The sequence below is a fragment of the Pseudomonas vanderleydeniana genome (assembly GCF_014268755.2).
In the GTDB taxonomy this organism is placed as follows: Bacteria; Pseudomonadota; Gammaproteobacteria; order Pseudomonadales; family Pseudomonadaceae; genus Aquipseudomonas; species Aquipseudomonas vanderleydeniana.
This window is the reverse complement of the sequence record NZ_CP077093.1, coordinates 2,277,449-2,301,378: the sequence shown is the minus strand read 5'-3', so window position 1 is coordinate 2,301,378 and position 23,930 is coordinate 2,277,449. Positions and strand designations below refer to the sequence as shown.

Annotated in this window: 23 protein-coding genes; 10 read left to right on the top strand and 13 right to left on the bottom strand. The window is 62.9% G+C overall.

Translation table 11 applies throughout. From position 1 onward, the window contains the following. Positions 1-90 precede the first annotated feature (90 nt). Both HU752_RS10370 and lpxH read left to right on the top strand, forming a co-directional pair. Positions 91-594 (top strand): peptidylprolyl isomerase, encoded by a 504-nt coding sequence (locus HU752_RS10370; protein WP_017906650.1) that lies wholly within the window; start codon positions 91-93, stop codon positions 592-594. Then, the gene (gene lpxH / locus HU752_RS10365) at positions 591-1,340 is read left to right on the top strand and encodes a UDP-2,3-diacylglucosamine diphosphatase (protein WP_186681738.1); all 750 of its coding nucleotides are present in this window, start codon (positions 591-593) and stop codon (positions 1,338-1,340) included. Before HU752_RS10370 ends, lpxH begins: the two co-directional genes overlap by 4 nt. Positions 1,341-1,449: 109 nt before the next feature. On the opposite strand, the gene HU752_RS10360 is transcribed toward lpxH, so the two are convergent. The 4 genes from HU752_RS10360 to HU752_RS10345 all read right to left on the bottom strand — a co-directional run bounded on the left by HU752_RS10360 (position 1,450) and on the right by HU752_RS10345 (position 6,202). Beyond that, positions 1,450-2,979, bottom strand: coding sequence for a DHA2 family efflux MFS transporter permease subunit (locus tag HU752_RS10360; RefSeq protein WP_186681740.1), 1,530 nt, complete (start codon positions 2,977-2,979; stop codon positions 1,450-1,452). 63 nt (positions 2,980-3,042) lie between these two features. After that, the gene (locus HU752_RS10355) at positions 3,043-4,245 is read right to left on the bottom strand and encodes an HlyD family secretion protein (protein WP_186681742.1); all 1,203 of its coding nucleotides are present in this window, start codon (positions 4,243-4,245) and stop codon (positions 3,043-3,045) included. A 15-nt stretch (positions 4,246-4,260) separates the two neighbouring features. After that, positions 4,261-5,730, bottom strand: a complete 1,470-nt coding sequence (locus HU752_RS10350) for an efflux transporter outer membrane subunit (protein ID WP_186681744.1) — start codon at positions 5,728-5,730, stop codon at positions 4,261-4,263. Next, positions 5,720-6,202, bottom strand: a complete 483-nt coding sequence (locus HU752_RS10345) for a MarR family winged helix-turn-helix transcriptional regulator (RefSeq protein WP_186681746.1) — start codon at positions 6,200-6,202, stop codon at positions 5,720-5,722. The genes HU752_RS10350 and HU752_RS10345 overlap by 11 nt, the downstream gene beginning before the upstream one ends. Before the next feature lie 308 nt (positions 6,203-6,510). Here HU752_RS10345 and HU752_RS10340 point away from each other — a divergent pair, with 308 nt between their 5' ends. Both HU752_RS10340 and HU752_RS10335 read left to right on the top strand, forming a co-directional pair. Continuing rightward, positions 6,511-6,693 carry a type II toxin-antitoxin system HicA family toxin gene (locus HU752_RS10340; RefSeq protein WP_017906656.1) on the top strand — a complete coding sequence of 61 codons (183 nt, stop codon included), beginning with the start codon at positions 6,511-6,513 and terminating at the stop codon, positions 6,691-6,693. Positions 6,694-6,716: 23 nt separating this feature from the next. Further along, complete coding sequence (locus HU752_RS10335) at positions 6,717-7,121, top strand: type II toxin-antitoxin system HicB family antitoxin (RefSeq protein ID WP_026145577.1); 405 nt, start codon at positions 6,717-6,719, stop codon at positions 7,119-7,121. Here the strand turns inward: HU752_RS10335 and HU752_RS10330 are convergent. Continuing rightward, entirely contained in the window at positions 7,118-7,720 is a 603-nt protein-coding gene (locus HU752_RS10330; protein WP_186681748.1) for a MiaE family protein, read from the bottom strand. The two genes, HU752_RS10335 and HU752_RS10330, sit on opposite strands and share 4 nt — an antisense overlap. Before the next feature lie 217 nt (positions 7,721-7,937). Between HU752_RS10330 and HU752_RS10325 the strand changes: the two genes are divergently transcribed. Beyond that, a complete protein-coding gene (locus tag HU752_RS10325; protein WP_186681750.1) occupies positions 7,938-8,798 on the top strand; it encodes a universal stress protein in 861 nt (286 codons plus the stop codon). A gap of 200 nt (positions 8,799-8,998) precedes the next feature. Here HU752_RS10325 and HU752_RS10320 read toward each other — a convergent pair whose 3' ends face one another. Continuing rightward, complete coding sequence (locus HU752_RS10320; RefSeq protein WP_186681751.1) at positions 8,999-9,469, bottom strand: DUF1289 domain-containing protein; 471 nt, start codon at positions 9,467-9,469, stop codon at positions 8,999-9,001. Between the two features lie 455 nt (positions 9,470-9,924). Between HU752_RS10320 and acnB the strand changes: the two genes are divergently transcribed. Continuing rightward, positions 9,925-12,525: a bifunctional aconitate hydratase 2/2-methylisocitrate dehydratase gene (gene acnB / locus HU752_RS10315; protein WP_186681879.1), complete on the top strand. Its 2,601-nt coding sequence runs from the start codon at positions 9,925-9,927 to the stop codon at positions 12,523-12,525. A 306-nt stretch (positions 12,526-12,831) separates the two neighbouring features. Here the strand turns inward: acnB and queF are convergent, their stop codons facing one another. Together queF and copI are read right to left on the bottom strand one after the other, a co-directional pair. Then, positions 12,832-13,662, bottom strand: coding sequence for an NADPH-dependent 7-cyano-7-deazaguanine reductase QueF (gene queF, locus HU752_RS10310; protein WP_186681753.1), 831 nt, complete (start codon positions 13,660-13,662; stop codon positions 12,832-12,834). 81 nt (positions 13,663-13,743) lie between these two features. Further along, on the bottom strand, positions 13,744-14,274 hold the full coding sequence (gene copI, locus HU752_RS10305) for a copper-resistant cuproprotein CopI (RefSeq protein ID WP_186681755.1): 531 nt from the start codon (positions 14,272-14,274) through the stop codon (positions 13,744-13,746). A 155-nt stretch (positions 14,275-14,429) separates the two neighbouring features. On the opposite strand from copI, the gene HU752_RS10300 reads away from it, so the two are divergent. Together HU752_RS10300 and HU752_RS10295 are read left to right on the top strand one after the other, a co-directional pair. Continuing rightward, positions 14,430-15,110 carry a heavy metal response regulator transcription factor gene (locus tag HU752_RS10300; protein WP_186681757.1) on the top strand — a complete coding sequence of 227 codons (681 nt, stop codon included), beginning with the start codon at positions 14,430-14,432 and terminating at the stop codon, positions 15,108-15,110. Then, positions 15,110-16,471 carry a heavy metal sensor histidine kinase gene (locus HU752_RS10295; RefSeq protein WP_186681759.1) on the top strand — a complete coding sequence of 454 codons (1,362 nt, stop codon included), beginning with the start codon at positions 15,110-15,112 and terminating at the stop codon, positions 16,469-16,471. Before HU752_RS10300 ends, HU752_RS10295 begins: the two co-directional genes overlap by 1 nt. Before the next feature lie 17 nt (positions 16,472-16,488). On the opposite strand, the gene HU752_RS10290 is transcribed toward HU752_RS10295, so the two are convergent. The 3 genes from HU752_RS10290 to HU752_RS10280 form a co-directional block, all read right to left on the bottom strand. After that, positions 16,489-17,733: a lipoprotein-releasing ABC transporter permease subunit gene (locus HU752_RS10290; RefSeq protein ID WP_186681761.1), complete on the bottom strand. Its 1,245-nt coding sequence runs from the start codon at positions 17,731-17,733 to the stop codon at positions 16,489-16,491. A gap of 67 nt (positions 17,734-17,800) precedes the next feature. After that, complete coding sequence (gene lolD, locus HU752_RS10285; RefSeq protein WP_186681762.1) at positions 17,801-18,484, bottom strand: lipoprotein-releasing ABC transporter ATP-binding protein LolD; 684 nt, start codon at positions 18,482-18,484, stop codon at positions 17,801-17,803. A gap of 7 nt (positions 18,485-18,491) precedes the next feature. Then, positions 18,492-19,742, bottom strand: coding sequence for a lipoprotein-releasing ABC transporter permease subunit (locus tag HU752_RS10280; protein WP_186681764.1), 1,251 nt, complete (start codon positions 19,740-19,742; stop codon positions 18,492-18,494). 95 nt (positions 19,743-19,837) lie between these two features. Between HU752_RS10280 and HU752_RS10275 the strand changes: the two genes are divergently transcribed. Both HU752_RS10275 and HU752_RS10270 read left to right on the top strand, forming a co-directional pair. Then, positions 19,838-20,425, top strand: coding sequence for a PilZ domain-containing protein (locus HU752_RS10275; protein WP_186681766.1), 588 nt, complete (start codon positions 19,838-19,840; stop codon positions 20,423-20,425). Positions 20,426-20,488: 63 nt separating this feature from the next. Continuing rightward, positions 20,489-21,211: a glycerophosphodiester phosphodiesterase gene (locus HU752_RS10270; RefSeq protein ID WP_186681768.1), complete on the top strand. Its 723-nt coding sequence runs from the start codon at positions 20,489-20,491 to the stop codon at positions 21,209-21,211. Positions 21,212-21,253: 42 nt separating this feature from the next. Here the strand turns inward: HU752_RS10270 and sthA are convergent, their stop codons facing one another. Both sthA and HU752_RS10260 read right to left on the bottom strand, forming a co-directional pair. Further along, positions 21,254-22,648 (bottom strand): Si-specific NAD(P)(+) transhydrogenase, encoded by a 1,395-nt coding sequence (gene sthA, locus HU752_RS10265; protein WP_186681770.1) that lies wholly within the window; start codon positions 22,646-22,648, stop codon positions 21,254-21,256. A 166-nt stretch (positions 22,649-22,814) separates the two neighbouring features. Continuing rightward, positions 22,815-23,855: an FAD:protein FMN transferase gene (locus HU752_RS10260; RefSeq protein WP_186681772.1), complete on the bottom strand. Its 1,041-nt coding sequence runs from the start codon at positions 23,853-23,855 to the stop codon at positions 22,815-22,817. Positions 23,856-23,930: the final 75 nt, after the last annotated feature.

Genomic DNA, 23,930 nt, shown 5'->3' with positions numbered 1-23,930 from the left:
CGCGTTAAACTCCCCGCCCAGGTTGTGGCGCAGCCTTGCGATGGGCCCAGCCACAGTTCCACGAATTCCCTGAACAGAGCGATAGCTACCATGACTCAAGTCAAACTGACCACCAACCACGGCGAGATCGTTCTCGAGCTGAACGCAGAGAAAGCCCCGCTGACCGTTGCCAACTTCGTTGAATACGTCAAGGCCGGCCATTACAGCAACACCGTGTTCCACCGCGTCATCGGCAACTTCATGATCCAGGGCGGCGGTTTCGAGCCAGGCATGAAGGAAAAGAAAGACAAGCGCCCAAGCATCCAGAACGAGGCGGATAACGGCCTGTCGAACGACAAGTACACCATCGCCATGGCCCGTACCATGGAGCCGCATTCGGCTTCCGCCCAGTTCTTCATCAACGTCACCGACAACAGCTTCCTCAACCACAGCGCCAAGACCGTCCAGGGTTGGGGCTACGCGGTATTCGGCAAAGTGATCGCCGGCACCGAAGTGGTCGACAGCATCAAGGGCGTTGCCACCACCATGAAAGCCGGCCACCAGGACGTCCCAGCAGAAGACGTGATCATCGAGAAAGCCGAGATCGTTGAGTGATACTGCTGATTTCAGACTTGCATCTGGAAGAGGAGCGCCCGGACATCACCCGGGCGTTTCTGGATTTCCTCGCCGGACGCGCCCGTTCGGCACAAGCGTTGTACATCCTGGGCGACTTCTTCGAGGCCTGGATTGGCGACGATGCCATGACCCCGTTCCAACGCTCGATCTGTAGCGCACTGCGCGAACTCAGCGATGGCGGCACCCCGATTTTCCTGATGCACGGCAACCGCGACTTCCTGCTCGGCAGCGCCTTCTGCAAGGCCGCCGGGGCCACGCTGCTCAAAGACCCGAGCGTGGTACAGATGAATGGCGAGCCGGTGCTGCTGATGCACGGCGACAGCCTGTGCACCCGCGATGAGGCCTACATGCGCCTGCGTCGCTACCTGCGCAACCCCATCACCCTGTTCATCCTGCGGCACCTGCCACTGCGTACCCGGCACAGGCTGGCGCGCAAGCTGCGCAGTGAAAGTCGGGCACAGACCCGCATGAAGGCCAACGACATCGTGGACGTGACCGCGGAAGAAGTCCCGCGGCTCATGCAGCAGTATGGCGTACATACCCTGATCCACGGCCACACCCACAGGCCGGCGATCCACAAGCTGCAACTGGGCACCCAGGCGGCGAAGCGTATCGTGCTGGGCGACTGGGATCGCCAGGGCTGGGCGCTGCAGGTGGATGAGCAGGGATTCCACCTGGGCGAGTTCGAGTTTCCGCCTCCGCCGGCGTTGCCGCTGCTTCATTGAAAAGCTTCGCGGGCAAGCCCGGCTCCTACGGATTCACGTCTTACACCCATGCATCAAACGACGCTGAACTGTAGGAGCCGGGCTTGCCCGCGAATGGGCCCGACTCGGATCAATGCCCGGCCGACGCTGGCCCAGCCTTCGCCGCGAACGGCGGCTTGGCCAGCCACACCAGTAGCATCAAGCCCATGAAGCCCCACCCGAGCAGCGTAAAGTAGTCCACGGTCGACAGCATGTAGGCCTGGCTGCTGAGGATCTGATCCAGCTGGCTGTAGGCCTGGCTGCCCGCCCCACCGAGATGGTTCAGCGCCTCGCGGGTCGCCGGGTCGAACGGCGTGATGCTTTCACTCAGGTAGGCGTGATGCTGGTCCGCCCGGCGAATCCAGATCCAGGTGGTCAGTGATGCGGCAAAGCTGCCCCCCAGCGTACGCAGGAAGGTTGCCAGGCCCGCACCGTCGGCGATCTGCTGCGGCGGCAGGTCCGACATCAGGATGCTCAAGGTCGGCATGAAGAACAGCGCCACGCCGATCCCCATGAACAACTGCACCAGCGCCACGTGTTCGAAGTCCACCTCATTGGTGAAGCCTGCGCGCATGAAACAGCTCAGGCCGATCGCCAGGAAGGCCAGTCCGGCCAGCAGGCGCAGGTCGACCCGGTTGGCGTACTTGCCGACGAAGGGCGACATCAGCACCGGCAGGATGCCGATCGGCGCCACCGCCAGGCCCGCCCAGGTCGCGGTGTAGCCCATCTGGGTCTGCAGCCACTGCGGCAGGATCAGGTTGATCCCGAAGAACCCGGCATACCCGAGGATCAACACGATGGTGCCGATACGGAAGTTGCGATAGGCGAACAGCCGCAGGTTGACCACCGGATGCTCGTCAGTCATTTCCCAGATGACGAACACCGCCAGGGCGATGGCCGAAATCACCGCACCAATGATGATGAAGTTCGACTCGAACCAGTCCAGGTCGTTGCCCTTGTCGAGAATCACCTGCAACGCACCGACCCCGATGATCAGGGTCAGCAGGCCGACATAGTCCATCGGCTGCCGGCTGATCACCACCGGCCGTGCCTTGAGCTGCTGGCGCACCACCGCCGCGGCGAAAATACCGATCGGAACGTTGATGAAGAAGATCCAAGGCCAACTGTAGCTGTCGGTGATCCAGCCACCGAGGATCGGCCCGGCAATCGGTGCAACCACCGTGACCATCGCCAGCAGGGCCAGGGCCATGCCTCGTCGCGCCGGCGGATAGACGGCGATCAGCAGCGTCTGGGTCATCGGATACAAGGGTCCGGCCACCAACCCCTGGAGCACCCGGAAGCCCACCAGCTCGGGCATCGAGGTGGAAATCCCGCACAGAAACGAGGCCAGCACGAACAGCAGCGTGGCCCAGATGAACAGCTTCACCTCGCCGAAGCGCCGGCTCAGCCAACCGGTCAGCGGCAGCGCGATGGCATTGCTGACGGCGAAGGAAGTGATGACCCAGGTGCCCTGCTCCGAACTCACCCCCAGGTTGCCGGAAATGGTCGGCAGCGCCACGTTGGCGATGGTGGTGTCGAGCACCTGCATGAAGGTCGCCAGCGACAGGCCGATGGTACTGAGCAACAGGCTGGGCGGGGAAAATGATGCGTTCGAACTCATCGCGAATCCTTTGGAACGAGGCAGGCGCTGCGACTACCAGGGCCGCAGCGGGGGATTGGCGACTCAGCGCTGCGCGGTCTTGGTCGCCGTCGCGCTGTTTTCGTGGATCAGGCGACTGATCACCGCATCGGCGTCAGCCAGTTGCTGCTGGTAGACGTTGGTGCTGAACGAAGCCTTCTGCGGTGGCTGCTGGGCCAGTACCGGGCCGCTCTGGTCATGCAGATCGACTTCGACCTGGGTCGACAGGCCGACCCGCAGCGGATGCTTGACCAGGTCCTCGGCATTGATATGCACGCGTACCGGCACCCGCTGGACGATCTTGATCCAGTTGCCGGTGGCGTTCTGTGCCGGCAACAGGGCGAAGGCACTGCCGGTGCCGGCGCCGAGGCTGTCGATGGTGCCGCTGTACTTCACGTCGCTGCCGTACAGGTCGGCCTCGATGTCCACCGCCTGGCCGATGCGCATCTGGCGCAGCTGGGTTTCCTTGAAGTTGGCATCGATCCACAGCTGGTCCAGCGGGATCACCGCCATCAGCGCGGCACCCGGCTGCACCCGCTGGCCAAGCTGCACGGTGCGCTTGGCGACATAACCGGTGACCGGTGCGATCAGGGTGGTACGGGCGTGGGCCAGATAGGCCTGGCGCAATTGGGCGGCCGCCGCCTTCACGTCGGGATGATTGGACACCACCGTGTCATCGACCAGCGCGTTACTGCTGTTGAGCTGCTGCTGGGCGTTGCTCAAGGCACTTTCAGCCGAGGTCAAGTCGTCACGGGCGTGGGACAGCTCCTCCTGGGAGATGGCACCGCTGGCGGCGAGATTCTTGCGGCGGGTGAAGTTTTCCTGGGCTTTCTGCACGGCCGCCTTCTGCGCAACGACCTGGGCCTTCATGCCATCGACATTGCTGTACAGGCCGCGCACCTGGCGCACGGTCTTGGCCAGGTTGGCCTCGGCACTCTGCAGGCCGACGTCGGCGTCGCTCGGGTCGAAGTTCACCAGCACCTGGCCCTCATGGACCAGGTCGCCATCGTCGGCACCGATGCTGACCACCGTGCCGGTCACCAGCGGGGTGATTTCCACCACGTTGCCGTTGACGTAGGCGTCGTCGGTGCTTTCGCTCCAACGCCCGTAGAGTTCGTGCCAGCCCCAGACCGCCGCGCCACCGACGGCGACCACCAGGGCGAGCGCCGTGAGCATGAACTTGCGTTTACCGGAGTTGGCAGCGCCGGGGGTGTTCTCAGCGGAATTGTTTTGGGCAGGGTTAGCCATGACAAGTACCTTGAATTAGTGAGTCTGTGCGGCCGGGCCCGAAGCACCCAGGGCGATGTCCTGGGCGTTGAATCCGCCGCCCAGCGCCTGCATCAGCTGAATGGAAAGGTCGATCTGCTGGGCATTCAGTTCCGCCAGTTGGCGCTGGGCCTGCAGCAGGGTCTGCTCGATGGTCAACACGTCCAGGTAGTTGCCGATGCCGGCGCCATAACGCTGGACCACGGTGTCGTAGGACTGCTGGGCGATGTCCGCGGCGTGCTGCTGCACAGCGATCTGCCGGGCGATCTCGCGCGACTGCTGGATCGTGTCGCTGACATCCCCCAGCGCCTTGACCAGGCTCTTGTTGTACTGCGCCACTGCCAGGTCGTAGTCGGCATCCCTGGCGTCGAGCCCGGCACGCAGGCGGCCGCCGTCGAAGATCGGCAGCGAAACGGTCGGCGCGATGCTGAAGAAGCGACTGGCCGAACCGAACAGGGCATCACCCAGCAGGGATTCGGTACCAGCGGCGGCACTCAGGTTGAGATTCGGATAGAAACGCGTCTTGCCGGCGGCAATGTCCTTGCTCGCAGCCTCGACCCGCCAGCGCGCGGCCACCAGATCAGGGCGCCGGCCCAGCAGCTCGGCCGGCAGGCTCGATGGCAGGGCGACCACGGCGGGCTGGAGGATTTTCGGCCGGGCCAGCTCGTTGCCACGATCCGGCCCCTTGCCCAGCAAGACCGCCAGGGCAACCTTGGCACTCTGCAGCTTCTTGCGGGCATCGATCACCTGCTCCTCGGAGCTGGCAGCCAGGCTTTCGGTCTGCTGGTACTGGTAGTGGCTGTCGATCCCGGCGCTCAGGCGGCGCTGGCCGAGCTCGAGCATCTGCCGGGTGCGCTTGAGGTCATCGTTGGCCAGGTCATAGACGATATGCGCCTCGCCCAGGTTGCTGTAGGCCCGTGCCACATCGCCGGCCAGGGTCAGGCGTGCCGCCTGCTGGTCGACTTCGGCCGCCCGCGCCTGGCCCAATGCGGCTTCCCAGGCATCACGCTGGCCGCCCCAGAGGTCGAAGGTGTAGTTGAAGTTCAGGCCGAGCTTGCGCACGGTATCGTAGGCGGCGCCCTGCCCCTTCGGATCCTGGTCCCGCGGCAGGCGGGAACGGGTCACACCTCCACTGGCATCGAGAGTCGGCATGCGCGCGGCGTCGGCGGCATAGGCCGCGGCGGCGGCCTGGTGGCTGCGCGCACTGGCGACCTGCATGTCCGGGCTGTCGCGCAAGGCCTCCTGGATCAGCCCGTCGAGCTGCGGATCACCGAGGCTTTTCCACCAGTCGCTCGCCGGCCAGGCCGCTGGCGACAGGTGGATGCCCTTGAGCGACTGCCCGGCCTTGAGCTGTTTCGCATCCAGGCTGACTGCGGATGTCGACAACCCTTCGTAACTGGCACAGCCCGCCAGGACCATGGCCAGGAACACCAGACTGAAACCGCTGCGCAAGATTTTACCGTTCATTTTTTTCACCCAGCCGCAACTGGGTGATCGAGTCCCCGGCTGCCAGCAGAATCTTCTTGAGAATGTCTTCCAGGGTTTGCAACTCGTCCTCGGTGATCGCACCGGCCAGTTCGTTCATGGCATCGGCACCGATCTGCGGCAGGCGATCAGCCAGGGCCTGGCCCTGCCCGGTGAGCACCAGGCGGACCTGGCGCCGGTCGCCCTCGGAGCGCTGGCGACCGAGCAATTCCTTCTGCTCCAGGCGATCGAGCATGCGTGTCATCGAGCCGCTGTCGAGCGACAGGTGGCGGCACAGTTCGGCCGGGGTGTCGACGCCGTACTGGGCCATGATGATCAGCACCTTGAACTGCGCTGCAGTGATCCCGTACGGAACCATGTGAGTATCGATGATCCGGTCCTTGAGCAACGCCGCACGCCCCAGGAGCAGGCCGAGATGGCAGTTGTGAAAATCTTCCGGAAGGAAATGCTTCATAGGGTCACCAGAAAGCTGCCTAGGCAGAGAGTTGTAGGGATATTACTGCCTAGGCAGTTAATGTCAAAGAAAATTGTTAGCAAGCTTTACAATAAACCGACGGAAGGAGTGGACTACCCGCTCATGGAAATAGGCGGCAACCTGCTTAGACGAAAGCGTGCTGAACGATGGTCAACAACCGGACTTTTTGCGGTCGGAAGACGAGTGGCAGCAGTCTTACAAAGATAACTCTAGACACACCTTTAAAATCGCTGTCTCATAAGACGCACAGCTAGGCTTCCTTGACAGACCTGATCAAGGAGTCAAGGGTGAAAAGCAGGGATTTGATTGCTGAACTGGAAGCCGCGGGCTGGATGCTGCAACGAATAAGAGGCAGCCATCACGTTTTCGTACATGAGAACAGCCCTCACTCGATTCCCGTGCCACATCCCAAAAAGGATCTGCCGCTCGGGACCGTCAGAAGCATAAGGAAACGGGCGGGCTTGCTATGAACCTGCTCACCCAGGAGGACATCATGCAATATCCCATCGCCATCGAATGGGGTGATGAAAACACCGCGATCGGCATACAGGTTCCAGACATTCCCGGCGCAGTGACCGCCGGAGATACCTTCGAGGAAGCCTACAACGCAGCCATCGAGGTCGCCCACATCATGCTCGAGGAAATCGCCTCGAGCGGTGAGCCGGTACCGATGCCGTCATCATCCTTTACCCACAGGCAAAACCCCGAATTCGCCGACATGGGCTGGGGCATGCTGGAAATCGACATCTCACCCTATCTGGGCAAGACCGAGAAGGTCAACGTCACACTCCCCGGCTTCGTGATCCAGCGTATCGACCGCTACGTCCGCGACCACCGGATCAAGAGCCGATCGTCATTCCTGGCCGATGCGGCGCTGGAAAAACTGGTGCGTGCCTAGCACGGGATACCGCTGTGGAAGCGAAACTCGACGTCCGGTGACTCGATCAATTCCTGCTCGACCACCCGGACTTTCTCGATGACCTTGGCGATATCCGCAGCGTCCCCATACTGATAGGCCAGCTTCAGGTAGCCCTGGAAGTGCCGCGCCTCGCTCTTGAGCAGGCCGAAGTAGAACTTGCCCAGTTCCTCGTCCAGATGCGGCACCAGGGCTTCGAAACGCTCGCAACTACGCGCCTCGATGAAGGCCCCGACCACCAGCGTATCCACCAGCTTGACCGGCTCGTGGTTGCGCACGACCTTGCGCAAGCCCGAGGCATAGCGGCCGGCCGACAGCTGGCGCAAATCGATCCGGCGGCGCTTCATCAGGCGCATCACCTGCTCGTGGTGCACCAGCTCCTCGCGCGCCAGTCGCGACATCATGTTGATCAGGTCGACATGCGAGTGATACTTGGCGATCAGGCTCAGGGCCGTGCTGGCCGCCTTGAACTCGCAGTTCTTGTGGTCGATCAGCAAGGTTTCCTGGTCGGCCAGCGCCGCCTGCACCCAGGCATCCGGCGTGCGGCAACCGAGAAACTCATGAATTTCCAGCAGGTTCACAGGGACGCTCCCGGCAATGCACAGCGAAGAGGGTCGAACAACGAAAGAATCGGCAACATGGGGCTCACAAGGGTGTCAGGCAACTCAAGGCCGCCGATTATACGGGTCCCGGGGCGGACCACCAGCCATCCACCTTGATATGTATCAAGTTCGGGTCGAACGCGGTGCAACTATAGTTAGGTCATGCCGCCTTCGGATCTCTTGGAGCAAGCCGACCATGCAAACCATCCGCAGCATTCTGGTGATACTCGACCCCGATCACGCCCACAGCCTGGCACTGCACCGCGCCAAGCTGATCGCCAAGGTCACGGATGCGCACCTGCATCTGCTGATGTGCGACCCCCGGCATGACCACAGCGCCCTGCTCTCGCTGCTCAAGAGCCAGCTGCATGACGACGGCTACAGTGCCACGGCCGAGCAGTCCTGGGACAGGACCCTGCACGACACCATCATCGGCGTGCAGCAGGCCGAGGGCTGTGGCCTGGTGATCAAGCAGCACCGCCCCGACAGTCCGCTGAAAAAGGCCCTGCTGACCCCTTCGGACTGGAAACTGCTACGCTTCTGCCCCTGCGCGGTACTGATGGTCAAGACCGAGAACCCCTGGGCCGGCGGCGTGGTTCTCGCCGCCGTGGATGTCGGCAATGCGGACGAGGATCATCGTCACCTGCACGCGAACATCGTCGATCACGGCTATGACATCGCCAGCCTGGCCAAGGGCCATCTGCACGTGATCAGCGCCCATCCGTCGCCGATGCTCTCGGCCGCCGACCCGGTGTTCCAGCTCCGGGAAACCATCGAGGCGCGCTATCGCGAGCAGTGCCGGGCCTTCCAGGCGGAGTTCGATGTCGATGACGAGCACCTGCATATCGCCGAAGGTCCGGCGGATGTACTGATCCCCCACATGGCCCACAAGCTCGGCGCGGTGGTCACCGTGATCGGCACGGTGGCGCGGACCGGGATTTCCGGGGCATTGATCGGCAACACTGCCGAAGTGGTGCTCGATTCGCTGGAAAGTGACGTGCTGGTGCTCAAGACCCAGGAAATCACCGATCACCTGGAGGAACTGGCCAGGGGCTGAGGCCTGCACTGGACACCAGGCCCTCCTCGCGGGCAAGCCCTGCTCCTACAGGTTCGAGTCGAACTCAAGAGATATGAACACACGACAACTGTGGGAGCCGGCTTGCTGGCGATCCGCCAACGGCGGCCATCCAACACGATCTGCGCCGCTCATGATATCGCGATCGCCAGCAAGCCGACTCCTACGATGGCGAGCGAGGCCTAGCCGCCCAGGGCTTCCTTGAGGAAGCCCGGGGCGATATAGCGCTCGTAGTGTGCCTCGGATAACAGGAAGAACTCACGATCGATGGCATCCCGCAGTTCCGGCAGGGCCCAGTCACGGAACTCCGGCAACAGCACCATGCCATAGGCCTCCAGCTGGTTGATCACCCGCGCGCCACGGGCGATCAATTGATAGGCCCAGCAATATTCCGACTGGTGCGGCACGAAGCGGATCTTGCGCGACTCCAGCTGCTGGCGCAGTTTCAGCGGGTCGAACACCTCGACCTTGGCCACCATCACCTGCACCAGCAACTGTTCCAGACGCAGCCACACCGCACGCTTCTGCTCCTCGCTGTAGCCGTTCCAGTGAATGACTTCATGGTGGAAGCGCTTGCAGCCGCGGCACACCAGATCACCGTAGACAGTGGAGCAGAGGCCGACGCAAGGGGTCTTGATAGTCTGATTGGGCATGGGCAGGGAAAACGCGCAGAAGCAAAACAGGCCCGCATGTTAGCCCTTTGTCTAACAAGGGTCACCCCCGAACCTGTAGGGCTTACCTTACCTTTCTGCAGAATATGCCGTAGAATCGTTCTGCCTTTTTAGGCGCCAATGTCCGTTGGAAGCTGTTTTCAAAGCGTCACGAGCACAGTTTAGGGTGAAGCCGTCCCAGGGCGCTTCATCCACCGGGTGGTCACCCACCCTTCATCCTGAAGAACGACGTTGGCTCGGGAATTTCCGCCCGGAAGTTCTCGCGCCGACCCTCATCTGCTCCGTTCCGAAGGCGTAAAACTTTGAAAACAGCTTCTGTTGGAAATCGCGGAAACTCTGGCTAAGCGGCTCAAAAAGCCCCGCAGCGCATGAGTACCGTGCATTTCTGGATGAGCGTCCCGGACACCCATTTGGGACCACTGATGAGGGTAATAACTGTGCTTGAAGCCTACCGCAAACATATCGAAGAGCGCTCAGCCCTGGGTATCGTGCCCCAGCCGCTTAACGCCGAACAAACCGCAGGCCTGGTCGAGCTGCTGAAGAATCCTCCGGCTGGCGAAGAAGCTTTCCTCGTTGACTTGATCACCAACCGCGTTCCACCAGGAGTGGACGAGGCCGCCTACGTCAAGGCCGGTTTCCTCTCCGCACTGGCCAAGGGCGAAGCCAAGTCTCCGCTGCTGGACAAGAAGCGCGCGGTTGAACTGCTCGGCACCATGCAGGGCGGCTACAACATCGAGACCCTGGTTGCGCTGCTGGACGACGCCGAGCTGGCGCCGGTTGCCGCCGAGCAACTCAAGTACACCCTGCTGATGTTCGACGCTTTCCACGACGTCGCTGAAAAAGCCAAGGCCGGCAACGCCCACGCCAAGGCCGTCCTGGAGTCCTGGGCCGCCGGCGAGTGGTTCACCGCCCGTCCAGCCATCGCCGAGAAGTACACCCTGACCGTGTTCAAGGTGCCTGGCGAAACCAACACCGACGACCTGTCCCCTGCCCCGGACGCCTGGTCGCGCCCTGACATCCCGCTGCACGCCCTGGCCATGCTGAAAATGGCCCGTGACGGCATCGAGCCTTCCCAGCCGGGTTCGGTTGGCCCCCTGGCACAGATCGAAGCGGTCAAGGCCAAGGGTTTCCCGGTTGCCTACGTCGGTGACGTGGTCGGTACCGGTTCCTCGCGTAAATCCGCCACCAACTCGGTGCTGTGGTTCTTCGGCGACGACATCCCGTACGTTCCGAACAAGCGCGCCGGTGGCTTCTGCTTCGGCACCAAGATCGCCCCGATCTTCTACAACACCATGGAAGACGCCGGCGCCCTGCCGATCGAATTCGACTGCACCAACCTGGCCATGGGCGACGTCATCGACGTCTATCCGTTCAAGGGCGAAGTACGCCGCCACGGCAGCGACGAGCTGGTCACCAACTTTGAACTGAAAACCGAAGTGCTGCTGGACGAAGTCCGCGCCGGCGGCCGTATCCCGCTGATCGTCGGCCGCGGCCTGACCGGCAAGGCTCGCACCGAGCTGGGCCTGGCGCCATCGGACCTGTTCAAGACTCCAGAAGCTCCGGCTGCCAGCACCAAGGGCTTCACCCTGGCACAGAAGATGGTCGGCAAGGCTTGCGGCGTCGAGGGCATCCGTCCTGGCACCTACTGCGAACCGAAGATGACCACCGTCGGCTCCCAGGACACCACCGGTCCGATGACCCGTGACGAACTGAAGGACCTGGCTTGTCTGGGCTTCTCCGCCGACCTGGTGATGCAGTCCTTCTGCCACACCGCGGCCTATCCGAAGCCGATCGACGTCAAGACCCACCACACCCTGCCCGACTTCATCATGACCCGTGGCGGCGTGTCCCTGCGTCCAGGCGACGGCATCATCCACAGCTGGCTGAACCGCATGCTGCTGCCTGACACCGTCGGCACCGGTGGCGACTCCCACACCCGCTTCCCGATCGGTATCTCCTTCCCGGCCGGTTCCGGCCTGGTCGCCTTCGCGGCCGCTACTGGCGTGATGCCGCTGGACATGCCCGAGTCGGTACTGGTCCGCTTCAAGGGCAAGCTGCAGCCTGGCATCACCCTGCGCGACCTGGTTCACGCCATTCCCTACTACGCGATCCAGCAGGGCCTGCTGACCGTAGAGAAGAAAGGCAAGAAGAACATCTTCTCCGGTCGCATCCTGGAGATCGAAGGCCTGAACGAGCTGACCGTCGAGCAAGCGTTCGAACTGTCCGACGCCTCGGCCGAACGTTCCGCCGCCGGTTGCACCATCAAGCTGCCGGAAGAAGCGATCGCCGAATACCTGAAGTCGAACATCACCCTGCTGCGCTGGATGATCGGCGAAGGCTACGGCGATGCCCGTACCATGGAACGTCGTGCCCAGGCGATGGAAGCCTGGCTGGCCAAGCCGGACCTGCTGGAAGCCGACAAGGACGCCGAGTACGCTGCAGTCATCGAGATCGACCTGGCCGACGTCAAGGAGCCTGTGCTCTGCGCGCCGAACGACCCGGACGACGCCCGCCTGCTGTCCTCCGTTGCCGGCGACAAGATCGACGAAGTGTTCATCGGTTCGTGCATGACCAACATCGGCCACTTCCGCGCTGCCGGCAAGCTGCTGGACAAGGTCAAGGGTGGCATCCCAACCCGTCTGTGGCTGGCGCCGCCAACCAAGATGGACGCCCACCAGCTGACCGAGGAAGGCTACTACGGCATCTACGGCAAGGCCGGTGCACGCATGGAAATGCCAGGCTGCTCGCTGTGCATGGGTAACCAGGCACGTGTGCAGACCGGTTCGACCGTGGTCTCCACTTCGACCCGTAACTTCCCGAACCGCCTGGGTGACTCCACCAACGTCTACCTGGCTTCGGCCGAGCTGGCGGCGGTCTCCTCGATTCTCGGCAAGCTGCCGACCGTCGAGGAATACATGGAGTACGCGAAGAACATCGACAGCATGGCTGCCGACATCTATCGCTACCTGAGCTTCGACCAGATCGCCGAGTTCCGCGACGCTGCGGCCAACGCGAAGATCCCGGTCGTTCAAGCCTAAGCGACAGTGCAATAGAAAAAGCCCCGACTGATCGGGGCTTTTTCATTTCTGCCGGGAAATTTCTGCGGGGCCCCGTGGAAGATGATCCCTGTGTGGGAGCTGATCCCTGTGGGGCGAGCGGGCTTGCCCGCACTGGGGTGCGAAGCGCCCCCAAAACCTGCAGCCGCACTCCTACAGAAGTACCGGGGGTTATGGCTTTACGACTGCTCTGCAGCCGAGCGCGGGCAAGCCCGCTCACCACAAAAGCCCGCTCGCCACAAAAGCCGGAAGCCCAAAACCGGCAAGTTCCCAAGCCAAATAGCCTTCCTACTGGCGCACCAGCCGCTGGTTCTGGAAGTCCACCACTTCAGTACTGCGATACGGATTGATGTCCAGCCCGCCACGGCGCACATAACGTGCATACACCGTCAATTTCTCCGGCTTCAGCAGCCGCTGCAGATCGAGGAAGATCCGCTCCACGCATTGCTCATGAAAGTCCGAGTGCTGACGGAAACTCACCAGGTAGGCCAGCAGACTGGCATGGTCCAGCGCCGCACCACGGTACTCGACCACCACGCTGCCCCAGTCCGGCTGGCTGGTTACCGGGCAGTTGGACTTGAGCAGGTGACTGTGCACGCTCTCCTCGACCAGGCGCGACGCATCACAACGCAGCAGCTCAGGCCGTGGATGGGCATAGTCGCTGACACTGATGTCCAGCTCATCGATACAAGTGCCCGGCAACGCCACCACGCCCTCGGCCTGCACGTCGCCCAGGCGACGAATACGCACACCCACCGGCTTGCCGGCAGCCTTCGACAGATCGGCGCGCAGCACCGCTTCCAGGCTCGGGATATCGGCGAACGGCGTCTGGTTCAGCGAGTTGAGGTACAGCTTGAACGACTTGGACTCGATGATGTTCGGCGAGTCGGCCGGAATGCTGAACTCGCCGATGGCCACCACCGGCTTGCCCGACGGCAGCAGCCAGGACAGTTCGAAGCAGTTCCAGAAATCCACGCCGTGATACGGCAAGGTCTCGGCACTCAGCCCCAGCTCGGCCCATTTCGCGGCGCGCGGAATCGGAAACAGCAGGGATGGCGTGTAAGTGGCGATGTATTCACTGGACTTGCCCAGCGGCGAATGTTCGGCTGCGGGATGCATAACGAAAACCTGAAAGAATAAACCCGCCCAGTCTAGCGGGTTTACGTCCGGCTTTCAGCGTGCCGAGGCCTGCGACCTGCCTCAGCGGTCAATTTTCAGCTTGCCGACCATGCCCGCCTGGTAGTGGCCTGGGATGTTGCAGGCGAACTCGAGCGTGCCGGCCTTGCTGAAGGTCCAGGTCAATTCGGCGGTCTTGCCCGGCTCGACCAGCACACTGTTGGGATCGTCGTGCTTCATCATGCCATGATCCATGGCGCCGCCCGCCATGCTGGAATGATCCATCGCCGGCATCTTCATGCCGGTCGGCGTCAGCATGCCGCTCTGCTGCATCTTGAGCATTTCCCGCTGGTGCTCGGCATGCATCGCCGCCTCGCCGAGGTTGAACTCGTGCAGCAACCGGCCCTTGTTGACCAGCACGAAACGCACCGTTTCACCGGCCTTGACCTCAAGCTCCTTGGCATCGAAGGCGATATCGGTCATGGTCACTTCGATCGTACGGGTCGCCTTCGCAGCCGGCGCCGGCTGGCCGAAGTCATAATGCCCGGCCGGCGAGGCCCAGGCCACGGAACCCAGCAGCAGGCCGGCAAACACGAGGCTATTGCGCACAAACATGGTCACACTCCAACGGAACAGGTTTCACTCTGTGCAAGACTGTAGGGCCAGGCCGCTGCCACCAGGCTGACAGGAAGATTACAACTTTGTCAGCTTGGGCGCGGGTGGCCGGGCGACCTGTATAACGTTACCGTTCCATCTGCCATGAGTCATCCATGAAACTGCTGATCGTCGAAGACCAAGCGAAAACCGGCCAATACCTGCGCCAGGGCCTCAACGAGTCCGGCTTCAACTGCGAGCTGGTCGCGGACGGCACCAGCGGCCAGCACCTGGCCCTGACCGGTGACTACGACCTGCTGATCCTCGACGTCATGCTGCCGGGTCGCGACGGCTGGCAGATCCTCCAGGCGGTGCGCGCCGCCGGCCTGGAAATCCCGGTGCTGTTCCTCACGGCCCGTGACGCGGTCGAGGACCGGGTCCACGGCCTGGAGCTGGGCGCCGACGACTACCTGGTCAAGCCCTTCGCCTTTTCCGAACTGCTGGCCCGGGTCCGCAGCCTGCTGCGCCGCGGCGGCGGCAACACCCAGGACACCAGCCTGCAGGTCGCCGACCTGCGCCTGGACCTGATCCGCCGCCGGGTCGAACGGGCCGGCCAGCGCATCGACCTGACCGCCAAGGAATTCGCCCTGCTGGAAATGCTGCTGCGCCGCCAGGGCGAAGTGCTGCCCAAATCCCTGATCGCCTCGCAGGTCTGGGACATGAACTTCGACAGCGACACCAACGTCATCGAGGTCGCCATCCGCCGCCTGCGCCTGAAAATCGACGACGCCCACCCCAACAAGCTGATCCACACCGTTCGCGGCATGGGCTACGTGCTCGAAGAGCGGGACCTGTGATGCGCCGCCTGTCCCTGGCCGGTCGCCTGGCCATGCTGTTCGCCGCCTGCACCGCCACGGTGTCGCTGGTGGCCGGCGTGCTGTTCAACCGTGCCAGCGAATCGCACTTCATCGAACTCGACCAGCAACTGCTGGATGGCCGCCTGGCAGAACTGCGCAACACACTCGGCCAGGTAGACAACCCGGCCGACTTCCAGTCATTGCGCGACCGCCTGCAGGGCGAAATCAACCTGCGCCCTGACCAGGCCCTGAGAATCCATGGTGCCGACGGCCAACCCTGGTTCGACAGCGCCCCGCACCTGCCCATGACCTTGCCCACGCAACCCGGGCTGCTCAGCCTGCTGGACGGCGCAAGCGCCTACCGGCTGTTCAATGCGCCACTCACCCCGGGCCAGGCGGGTTCGCCCGAGCTGACACTGATCCTCGACATCACCCATCACCAGCACTTCCTGCAGCGCATGCAGCAACTGATCTGGCTGACGGTCGGCCTGTCGGCCCTCGCCACCGCCCTGCTCGGTGCCTGGGCCGCCCGCAGCGGCCTGCGCCCGCTAAGACGGATGAGCGAAGTGGCGAGCAGCGTCTCCGCCAACTCCCTGACCCCGCGCCTGGACATCGACCGGATGCCGGCAGAGCTGGCCGAACTGGGCCAGGCGCTCAACGCCATGCTTGGACGCCTGGAAGACTCGTTCCAGCGACTCTCGGCATTCTCCGCCGATATTGCGCATGAGTTACGCACACCGTTGTCGAACCTGCTGACCCACACCCAGGTCACGCTGACCCGCCCTCGCCCACTGGAAGACTACCGCGAGGCACTGCACAGCAACCTCGAGGAACTGCAATGGATGGCGCAACTGGTCAACGACATGCTGTACCTGGCCAAGGCCGACCACGGCCTGTTGAGCCCCAGCTTCGAGCAACTGGAACTGGCGGACGAGGCGGATGTGTTGCTGGAGTTCTTTGCGCCACTGGCGGAAGACAACCAGGTACGCCTGGCCCGTAGCGGCACGGCAAGCATACTGGGCGATCGCAGCATGTTGCGCCGGGCGCTGTCCAACCTGCTGGACAATGCCCTGCGCTTTACGCCGGCAGGAGGTGAAATCCAGCTCAGCCTGGAGGCGACGGCCACAGGATCGCGCATCAGCGTGCAGAACAGCGGTGCGGGGATCGCAGCAGCGTTGCTGCCCCGGTTGTTCGACCGCTTCTACCGGGCAGACCCGGCGCGTCACGAAGGCAGCAGCGAGCATGCCGGGCTGGGGCTGGCGATCACCCAGTCGATCGTGCGGGCCCATGGCGGACAGATTCGCTGTGAGTCGGAGGAAGGCTGGACGCGGTTCGTGATCGAGTTGCCGCGCCAGGCTTGAGGGCCCCTTTTCGCGGATTACGAGTAGCGCAAAGCCTGCGCCGGCTCGGTCTTCGCCGCGCGATACGCCGGATAGAGCGTCGCGAGAAAGCTCATGATGAACCCGGCCGAACAGATCAACACCACATCCCCGCCCTGCAGCTGCGATGGCAGGTTGCTGACGAAGTACACGTCGGAACTGAAGATGTGCTGCCCGCTGACCCGCTCGATCCAGCCCACCAGTTCGCTGACGTTCAACGCCGCGATCACCCCGAGCACACCGCCGATCAGGGTTCCGACGATGCCGATCACCGTGCCCTGGACCATGAAGATCGCCATGATCTGCCGGGGTGTGGCACCGATGGTACGCAGGATGGCGATGTCCGCCCCCTTGTCGTTCACCACCATGATCAGCGTAGCGATGATGTTGAAGGCCGCCACCGCGACGATCATCAACAGCAACAGGCCGATCATGGTCTTTTCCATCTTCATCGCGCTGAACAGGCTGCCCTGGGTGTGAGTCCAGTCATCGGCCTTGTACTCGGCCCCCAGGCCGCCGGCGATGGCCGCGGACACCTGCGGTGCGGCATACAGGTCCTTGACCGCCAGGCGCACGCTCTGCACCTGGTTCGGCTGCCAGTGCTGGATCTGCGCCGCATCAGCCATGTGGATCAACGCCATGGAACCATCGAGCTCGGCACCGACCTTGAACACACCGACCACGTTCAGGCGCTGCATGCGCGGGGTAATGCCACCCGGGTCGCTGCTGACTTCCGGAACGATCAGGGTCAGCTTGTCGCCGACATTGAGGCGGAAACGGCGGGCGGTGATTTCGCCGATCACCACGCCGAACTCACCCGGCTTCAGGTCTTCCAGCTTGCCCTGGACGATGTGCTGGGCAACGATCGAGACCTTGCCTTCCTGGGCCGGATCGACCCCGCTGATCTGGATCGGCTGCATCGATCCCTTGTACGACAGCATCCCGTCCATCTCGGTGAAAGGCACTGCCGCCGTCACCTGGGGGTTCTTCATCGCGGCGGCGGCCACCGGCTGCCAGTCATCGATGGGCTTGACCCCGACGATGGTCGCATGGGGCACCATGCCGAGAATCCGCGACTGCATTTCCTTCTGGAAGCCGTTCATCACCGACAGCACCACGATCATCGCCAGCACACCGAGGGCGAGGCCGATCATCGAGGTCATCGAGATGAACGAAACAAAACGATTGCGGCGTTTGGCGCGGGTATAGCGCGTGCCGATGAAAATCGATAACGGTCTGAACATTCGCAGGCCACCGTAGAAAATAATCGAGCCGACCCCGCGCACATCCGCGCGGGCCGGCCTGGGCGAATCAGATAGCGACCAGCTTGCCGTCCGTCAGGTGCAGCACACGGTCCATCTGGCGCGCCAGGTTCATGTCATGGGTCACCACCAGGAAGGCGGTATGCATCGAGGTGCTGAGCTCCAGCATCAGGTCCTGGATGCCCTGGGCGGTGTGGTGGTCGAGGTTGCCGGTCGGCTCGTCGAGCATCACCAGGCCCGGCTTGTTCACCAGTGCCCGGGCGATCGCCACACGCTGGCGCTCACCACCGGACAGTTCGGCCGGCTTGTGCTCCAGGCGATGGCCCAACCCGACCCGCTCCAGCAATGCCGTGGCGCGCTGGCGTGCTTCGGGGATCGCCGTGCGACCGATCAGCAGCGGCATGCAGACGTTCTCCAGCGCGGTGAACTCCGGCAGCAGGTGGTGGAACTGGTAGACGAAGCCCAGCGCCCGGTTGCGCAGCAGGCCGCGGGCCTTTTCACCCAGCGCCGACAATTCCTCGCCGGCCAGCCAGACACTGCCCTTGGACGGCGTATCCAGCCCGCCCAGCAGGTTGAGCAAGGTACTCTTGCCCGAACCGGAACTGCCGACGATCGCCACCCGCTCGCCCGCGAACAGCTCAAGCTGCAGGCCGGACAGCACCACCACCGACTCCGGGCCCTCCTCGTAGGATTTGCCCAGGTTGCGGCAACTCAGCACTGCTTTATCACTCATGCCCAACTCACTCATAACGTAGCGCCTCCGCAGGCTGGGTGCGCGCCGCACGCCAGGCTGGATACAGGGTGGCGAGGAAACTCAGGACCAATGCCGCGCCGCAGACCATCAGGACATCCTCGGCCATCAGCTGCGATGGCAGGTAGTCGATGAAGTACACGTCGGCATTGAGGAACTTGTGACCGATCAGGCCTTCGAGAGCGGAAATCGCGGCGCTGACATTCAGCGCGGCGAAGATCCCCACCGCCGCGCCGATCAGCGTACCGACCACGCCAATCACGCTGCCCTGGACCATGAAGATCGCCATGATCTGCCCGGGCGTGGCACCGAGGGTACGCAGGATCGCGATATCACCCTTCTTGTCGTTCACCACCATCACCAGCGTCGAGATGATATTGAACGCCGCCACCGCGACGATCAGCAGCAACAGCAGGCCGATCATGGCCTTTTCCATCTTGATCGCCTGGTACAGGTTGCCGTGGGTACGGGTCCAGTCACGGGCGTAGAAATGGTTGTCACCCAGGCGCTGGGCGATCTCCCAGGCCTCGCGCGGCGCCTGGAACAGGTCGTCGAACTTCAGGCGCAGGCCCTGGACCTGGTCCGGTTTCCAGCGATGCAGGCGGGCCAGGTCGTCAAGGTTGGTCAGGCCCAGGTAGCCGTCCAGCTCACCGGCGCCGACGTGGAAGATCCCGACCACGGTGAAGCGCTTCATCCGCGGGAACATGCCCGCCGGTGTCACCGAGACTTCCGGGGCGACGAAGGTCAGCTTGTCGCCCAGGCCAACACCGAGCTTGGTCGCGGCCTTGTCGCCGATGACGATACCGAAGCTGCCGGGCGCCAACGCATCGAGCTGGCCCTGCTGCATGAAGCGGTCGATGATCGATACCTTGCGCTCCTGCGCCGGGTCGATGGCGTTGAGCAACACCTTCTGCACCTGGCCGTTGTTGGTCAACAGCCCCTGCATCTGGGTGAAGGGCGCCACGGCGGCGACTTTCGGGTCCTGCCGGACCTTGTCCGCCAGGACCTGCCAGTCACTGATCGGCTCGCCCGATTCGATGGTCGCGTGGGGCACCATGCCCAGCACGCGGTCGCGCATTTCACGATCGAAGCCGTTCATCACCGAAAGCACCACGATCATCACCACCACGCCCAGGGCGAGGCCGATGATCGAAGTCAGGGAAATGAAGGAAACGAAATGATTGCGACGTTTTGCACGGGTATAGCGCGTACCGATAAATACGAAGAGTGGTCTGAACATGTCGGGGGCTGGTTTGGAGGAAAAGAGGACGTCCATGTGGCGAGGGCGGGTCAGCAGCTTTACACTCAGACCATTGCCTCTGCCTTGGGTTCGCCATGTCGACATTAGATGAAGAAGATCGCCGCGAATACTACCGTATCGAGGACACGATCGCACTGGAAATCCGCCCCCTGTCTGCCGTCGACGCGGCGGGCAAGGATGTGTTGCAGGATGCTTCACCGCTCTTCAACCTGCTGAGCGAACTGCACCTGAGTGAATTCGAATCGCAGCACCTGCTGCGCCAGGTCAGCGAGCGCGACCGCGCCCTCTCCGCCTACCTCAAATCCCAGAACAAGCGCATCGACCTGCTCAGCCAAGTGATGGCCATGACCATACTCGGCGAGATCGGCGAACCGCAGCCGGTGATCCTCTCCGAAGGCGGCATCGAGTTCAGCCATCACATGGCCTACCCGGCCGGCACCCACCTGGCGGTCAAGCTGGTGCTGATGCCGCAGGCCCACGGCCTGCTGCTGCGGGCCAAGGTCACCCACTGCGAACCACAGAGCTTCGGCTCGTTCGAAGTCGGTACCGAGTTCGAAGCATTGACCGATGCCCAGCGCCAACTGCTGGCCCGCTACATCCTACAGAAGCAGGCGCAGCAACGGCGCCAGGCCCGCGAACAGAACGACCCCGAGGCCAATTGAGCCTCGGGACCTGCGTGCTACCCCCGATTACTTGCCGGACATTTTTTCCTTGAAGGAGCAGTCGTGACTCTGATTTATGGCCATCGTGGCGCCAAAGGCGAAGCGCCGGAAAACACCCTGACCAGTTTCCAGGAGTGCCTCAAGCACGGCGTGCGCCGTTGCGAGCTGGACTTGCACCTGTCCATGGATGGCGAACTGATGGTCATCCATGACCCGACCCTCAAGCGCACCACCGACCGACGCGGCAAGGTGGTCGAACACACCGCCGCCGAACTGGTGACCTACGACGCGCGCAAGGGCGGCCCGGGCTGGATCACGCCCTGCCCGATCCCACGCCTGGAGGAGCTGTTCGAACAGTGCGATTTCGAGCACTGGCAACTGGAAGTCAAGAGTGCCTCGCGCACCCGCGCGGCGACCACGGTACTGGCGATTCGTGAAATGGCGCAGCGCTTCGGCCTGCTGGACAAGGTCACCATCACCTCCAGCTCGCGCGAGGTACTCAAGGCGGCCCTGGAACTGACGCCGGACCTGTCACGCGGCCTGGTGGCCGAATATGCCTGGCTCGACCCACTCAAGGTCGCCCAGAGCTATGGCTGCGAGATTCTGGCGCTGAACTGGACACTCTGCACCCCGGAGCGCCTGCTCAGGGCCCAGCGCCAGGGTCTGCACGTGTCGGTGTGGACAGTCAACGAGCCGGCGCTGATGCGCAGGCTCGCCGACTTCGGCGTCGATAGCCTGATTACAGACTTTCCCGGTTTGGCCACGGCCACACTTGGGAAAGGCTGAAATCGGTCTCCCCGGCCGGCTCAGGCCACCGGCCGGAGCCGCTCAAAAAAGCCGGTTCAGGCCGTCGTAGGCAGCTACCCGATAGGCTTCGGCCATGGTCGGGTAGTTGAAGGTGGTGTTGACGAAGTACTTCAGGGTGTTGTTCTCGCCCGGCTGGTTCATGATCGCCTGGCCGATGTGGACGATTTCCGAAGCCTGGTAGCCGAAGCAGTGCACACCGAGCACTTCCAGGGTTTCGCGGTGGAACAGGATCTTCAGCATGCCTTGCGGCTCGCCGGCGATCTGCGCACGCGCCATGCTCTTGAAGAAGGCCTTGCCCACTTCGTAGGGCACCTTGGCCTTGGTCAGCTCATGCTCGTTCTTGCCGATCGAACTGATCTCCGGAATGGTGTAGATCCCGGTCGGTACGTCGTTGACATAACGCCAGCTGCCGTTGTCGACAATGCTGCCGGCTGCCGAACGCCCCTGGTCGTGGGCGGCACTGGCCAGGCTCGGCCAGCCGATCACGTCGCCGGCACCGTAGATGTTCGGCTGGCAGGTACGATAGTTCTCGTCGACTTCGATCTGGCCGCGGCCGTTGACCTTGACGCCGATGTTCTCCATGCCCAGCTTGTCAGTGTTGCCGGTACGACCGTTGCACCAGAGCAAGGCGTCGGCCTTGATCTTCTTGCCGGACTTCAGGTGCAGGATCACCCCGTTGTCCAGGCCTTCGACCCGCTCGTACTCCTCATTGTGGCGCACGGTGATGTTGTTATTGCTGAAGTGGTAGCTCAACGCCTGGGAAATCTCGCTGTCGAGGAAGCTCAGCAACTGGTCGCGGTTGTCCACCAGCTCGACCAGCACACCCAGGCCACTGAAGATCGACGCGTATTCGCAACCGATCACCCCGGCACCGTAGATGATCAGTTTGCGCGGGGTGTGGCCGAGGCTGAGGATGGTGTCGCTATCGTAGATACGCGGGTGGTGGAAATCGATATCGGCCGGACGGTACGGGCGCGAACCGGTGGCGATGATGATGTGCTTGGCCACCAGTTTCTCGACCACGCCGTTCGGGCAGACGACTTCGACGGTCTGCTCGTCGGCGAAGCTGCCGGTGCCGAAGAACAGGTCGACGCGGTTGCGTGCATAGTAACCGGTACGCGAGGCAACCTGCTTGGCGATCACCTTCTCGGCGCTCTTGAGCACGTCCGGGAAGGAGAACCAGCGCGGCTCGCCAATGGCCCGGAACATCGGATTGGTGTTGAACTGCATGATCTGCCGCACGGAGTGACGCAGGGCCTTGGACGGGATGGTCCCCAGGTGGGTGCAGTTGCCACCGACCTGCCGGCGGCTGTCGACCATCGCGACCTTGCGCCCTGCCTTGGCGGCGTTCATTGCCGCCCCTTCTCCAGCGGGGCCGGAACCCAGTACCACTACGTCGTAGTTGTAGACAGCCATGCGTACTCCTCAGAACAGGCCGAGGCACCCCTTTGGCACCTGCGGCTAAATCACGTCGCGGCAGCGACATGCAGGATCAAATCTCGGTGTGCAGTTTATAGATGCGTCAACGCCGCGCACATTAACCCTTGGTCGCGTCGTAAGCCAGCTTTGCCTGCACTACATGTTAATGCCCGGCAGCCTTCAGTAATCTGTCAAACGCCGAATTCGTTCGTGTGACGAAAGCTTTATCGGTACGAATCACAAAAAATGCGGCGATATCGTGTTTTTCCGCATAGTCCCAACCTCGCTCAGGGCCGAGGATCAGCAACAACGTCGACAAACCATCGGCCATCAGCGTCGACGGATGAATCACTGTGACCGCTGCCAGGCCGTGGGTGATCGGCGCACCGGTCAGCGCATCGAAGGTATGGGAGTAGCGCTTGCCACCCTGCTCGAAGTAATTGCGATAGTCCCCCGAGGTGGACACCCCATAGCCGTCGATATCGACGATCCGTTGCGCAACCTGCCGGTCATCGCGCGGCGCCTCGAGGGCGACACGCCAGGGACTGCCATCGGGCTTGCGCCCTACCGCCTTGAGCTCACCCGTAACCTCGGCCAGGAAGCTGTCGATACCCAGCGCCACCAGCCGCGCGGCAATCAGATCCACAGTGTAGCCTGCGGCGATGCTGTCGAAGTCGACCTCCACCGCGGCATCCTTGCACAGGCGTTCGCCGTCGATGTGCAGATGGGCATGACCGACCCGCTGGCGGACCGCCGCCAGCTGCGCGGTATCCGGTACCTTCTCCTGGCGCCCTTGCGGGCCGAAGCCCCAGAGATTCATCAGCGGCTCGACCGTCAGGTCGTAGGCACCGTCGCTGTCAGCGGAGAGCGCTTCGCCAGTGCGCACCAGCTCGAGAATCGACGCCGGCACGACCTGGCAGCCGTTGGCCGGCAAATCGTTGAAGCGGGCGATATCCGAGTCGCCGCGATAGGTCGACAGCTGCTGGTCGACCTGCACCAGGATCGCCTCGACTTCCTTCCTGACCACAGCCGGCACCGGCCCACCGGCACGACGCACGTACTGGATCGAATAGGTGCTGCCCATGGTCGGACCACCAAAGCGCTCCAGCGAATCCTGCCCTTCACAACCGGATAGCAGCGCCAGGACCACCAGCCAAGGGCGGTGTATTCGCAAGACAATCCTGAAAGGCGGGAGAAAGAACATGGGCTCACAATGGGCAGCATTCGGGGTTGCGCATTATGCGCCAGATCATTGCCGACCCATTGACAATCATGACCA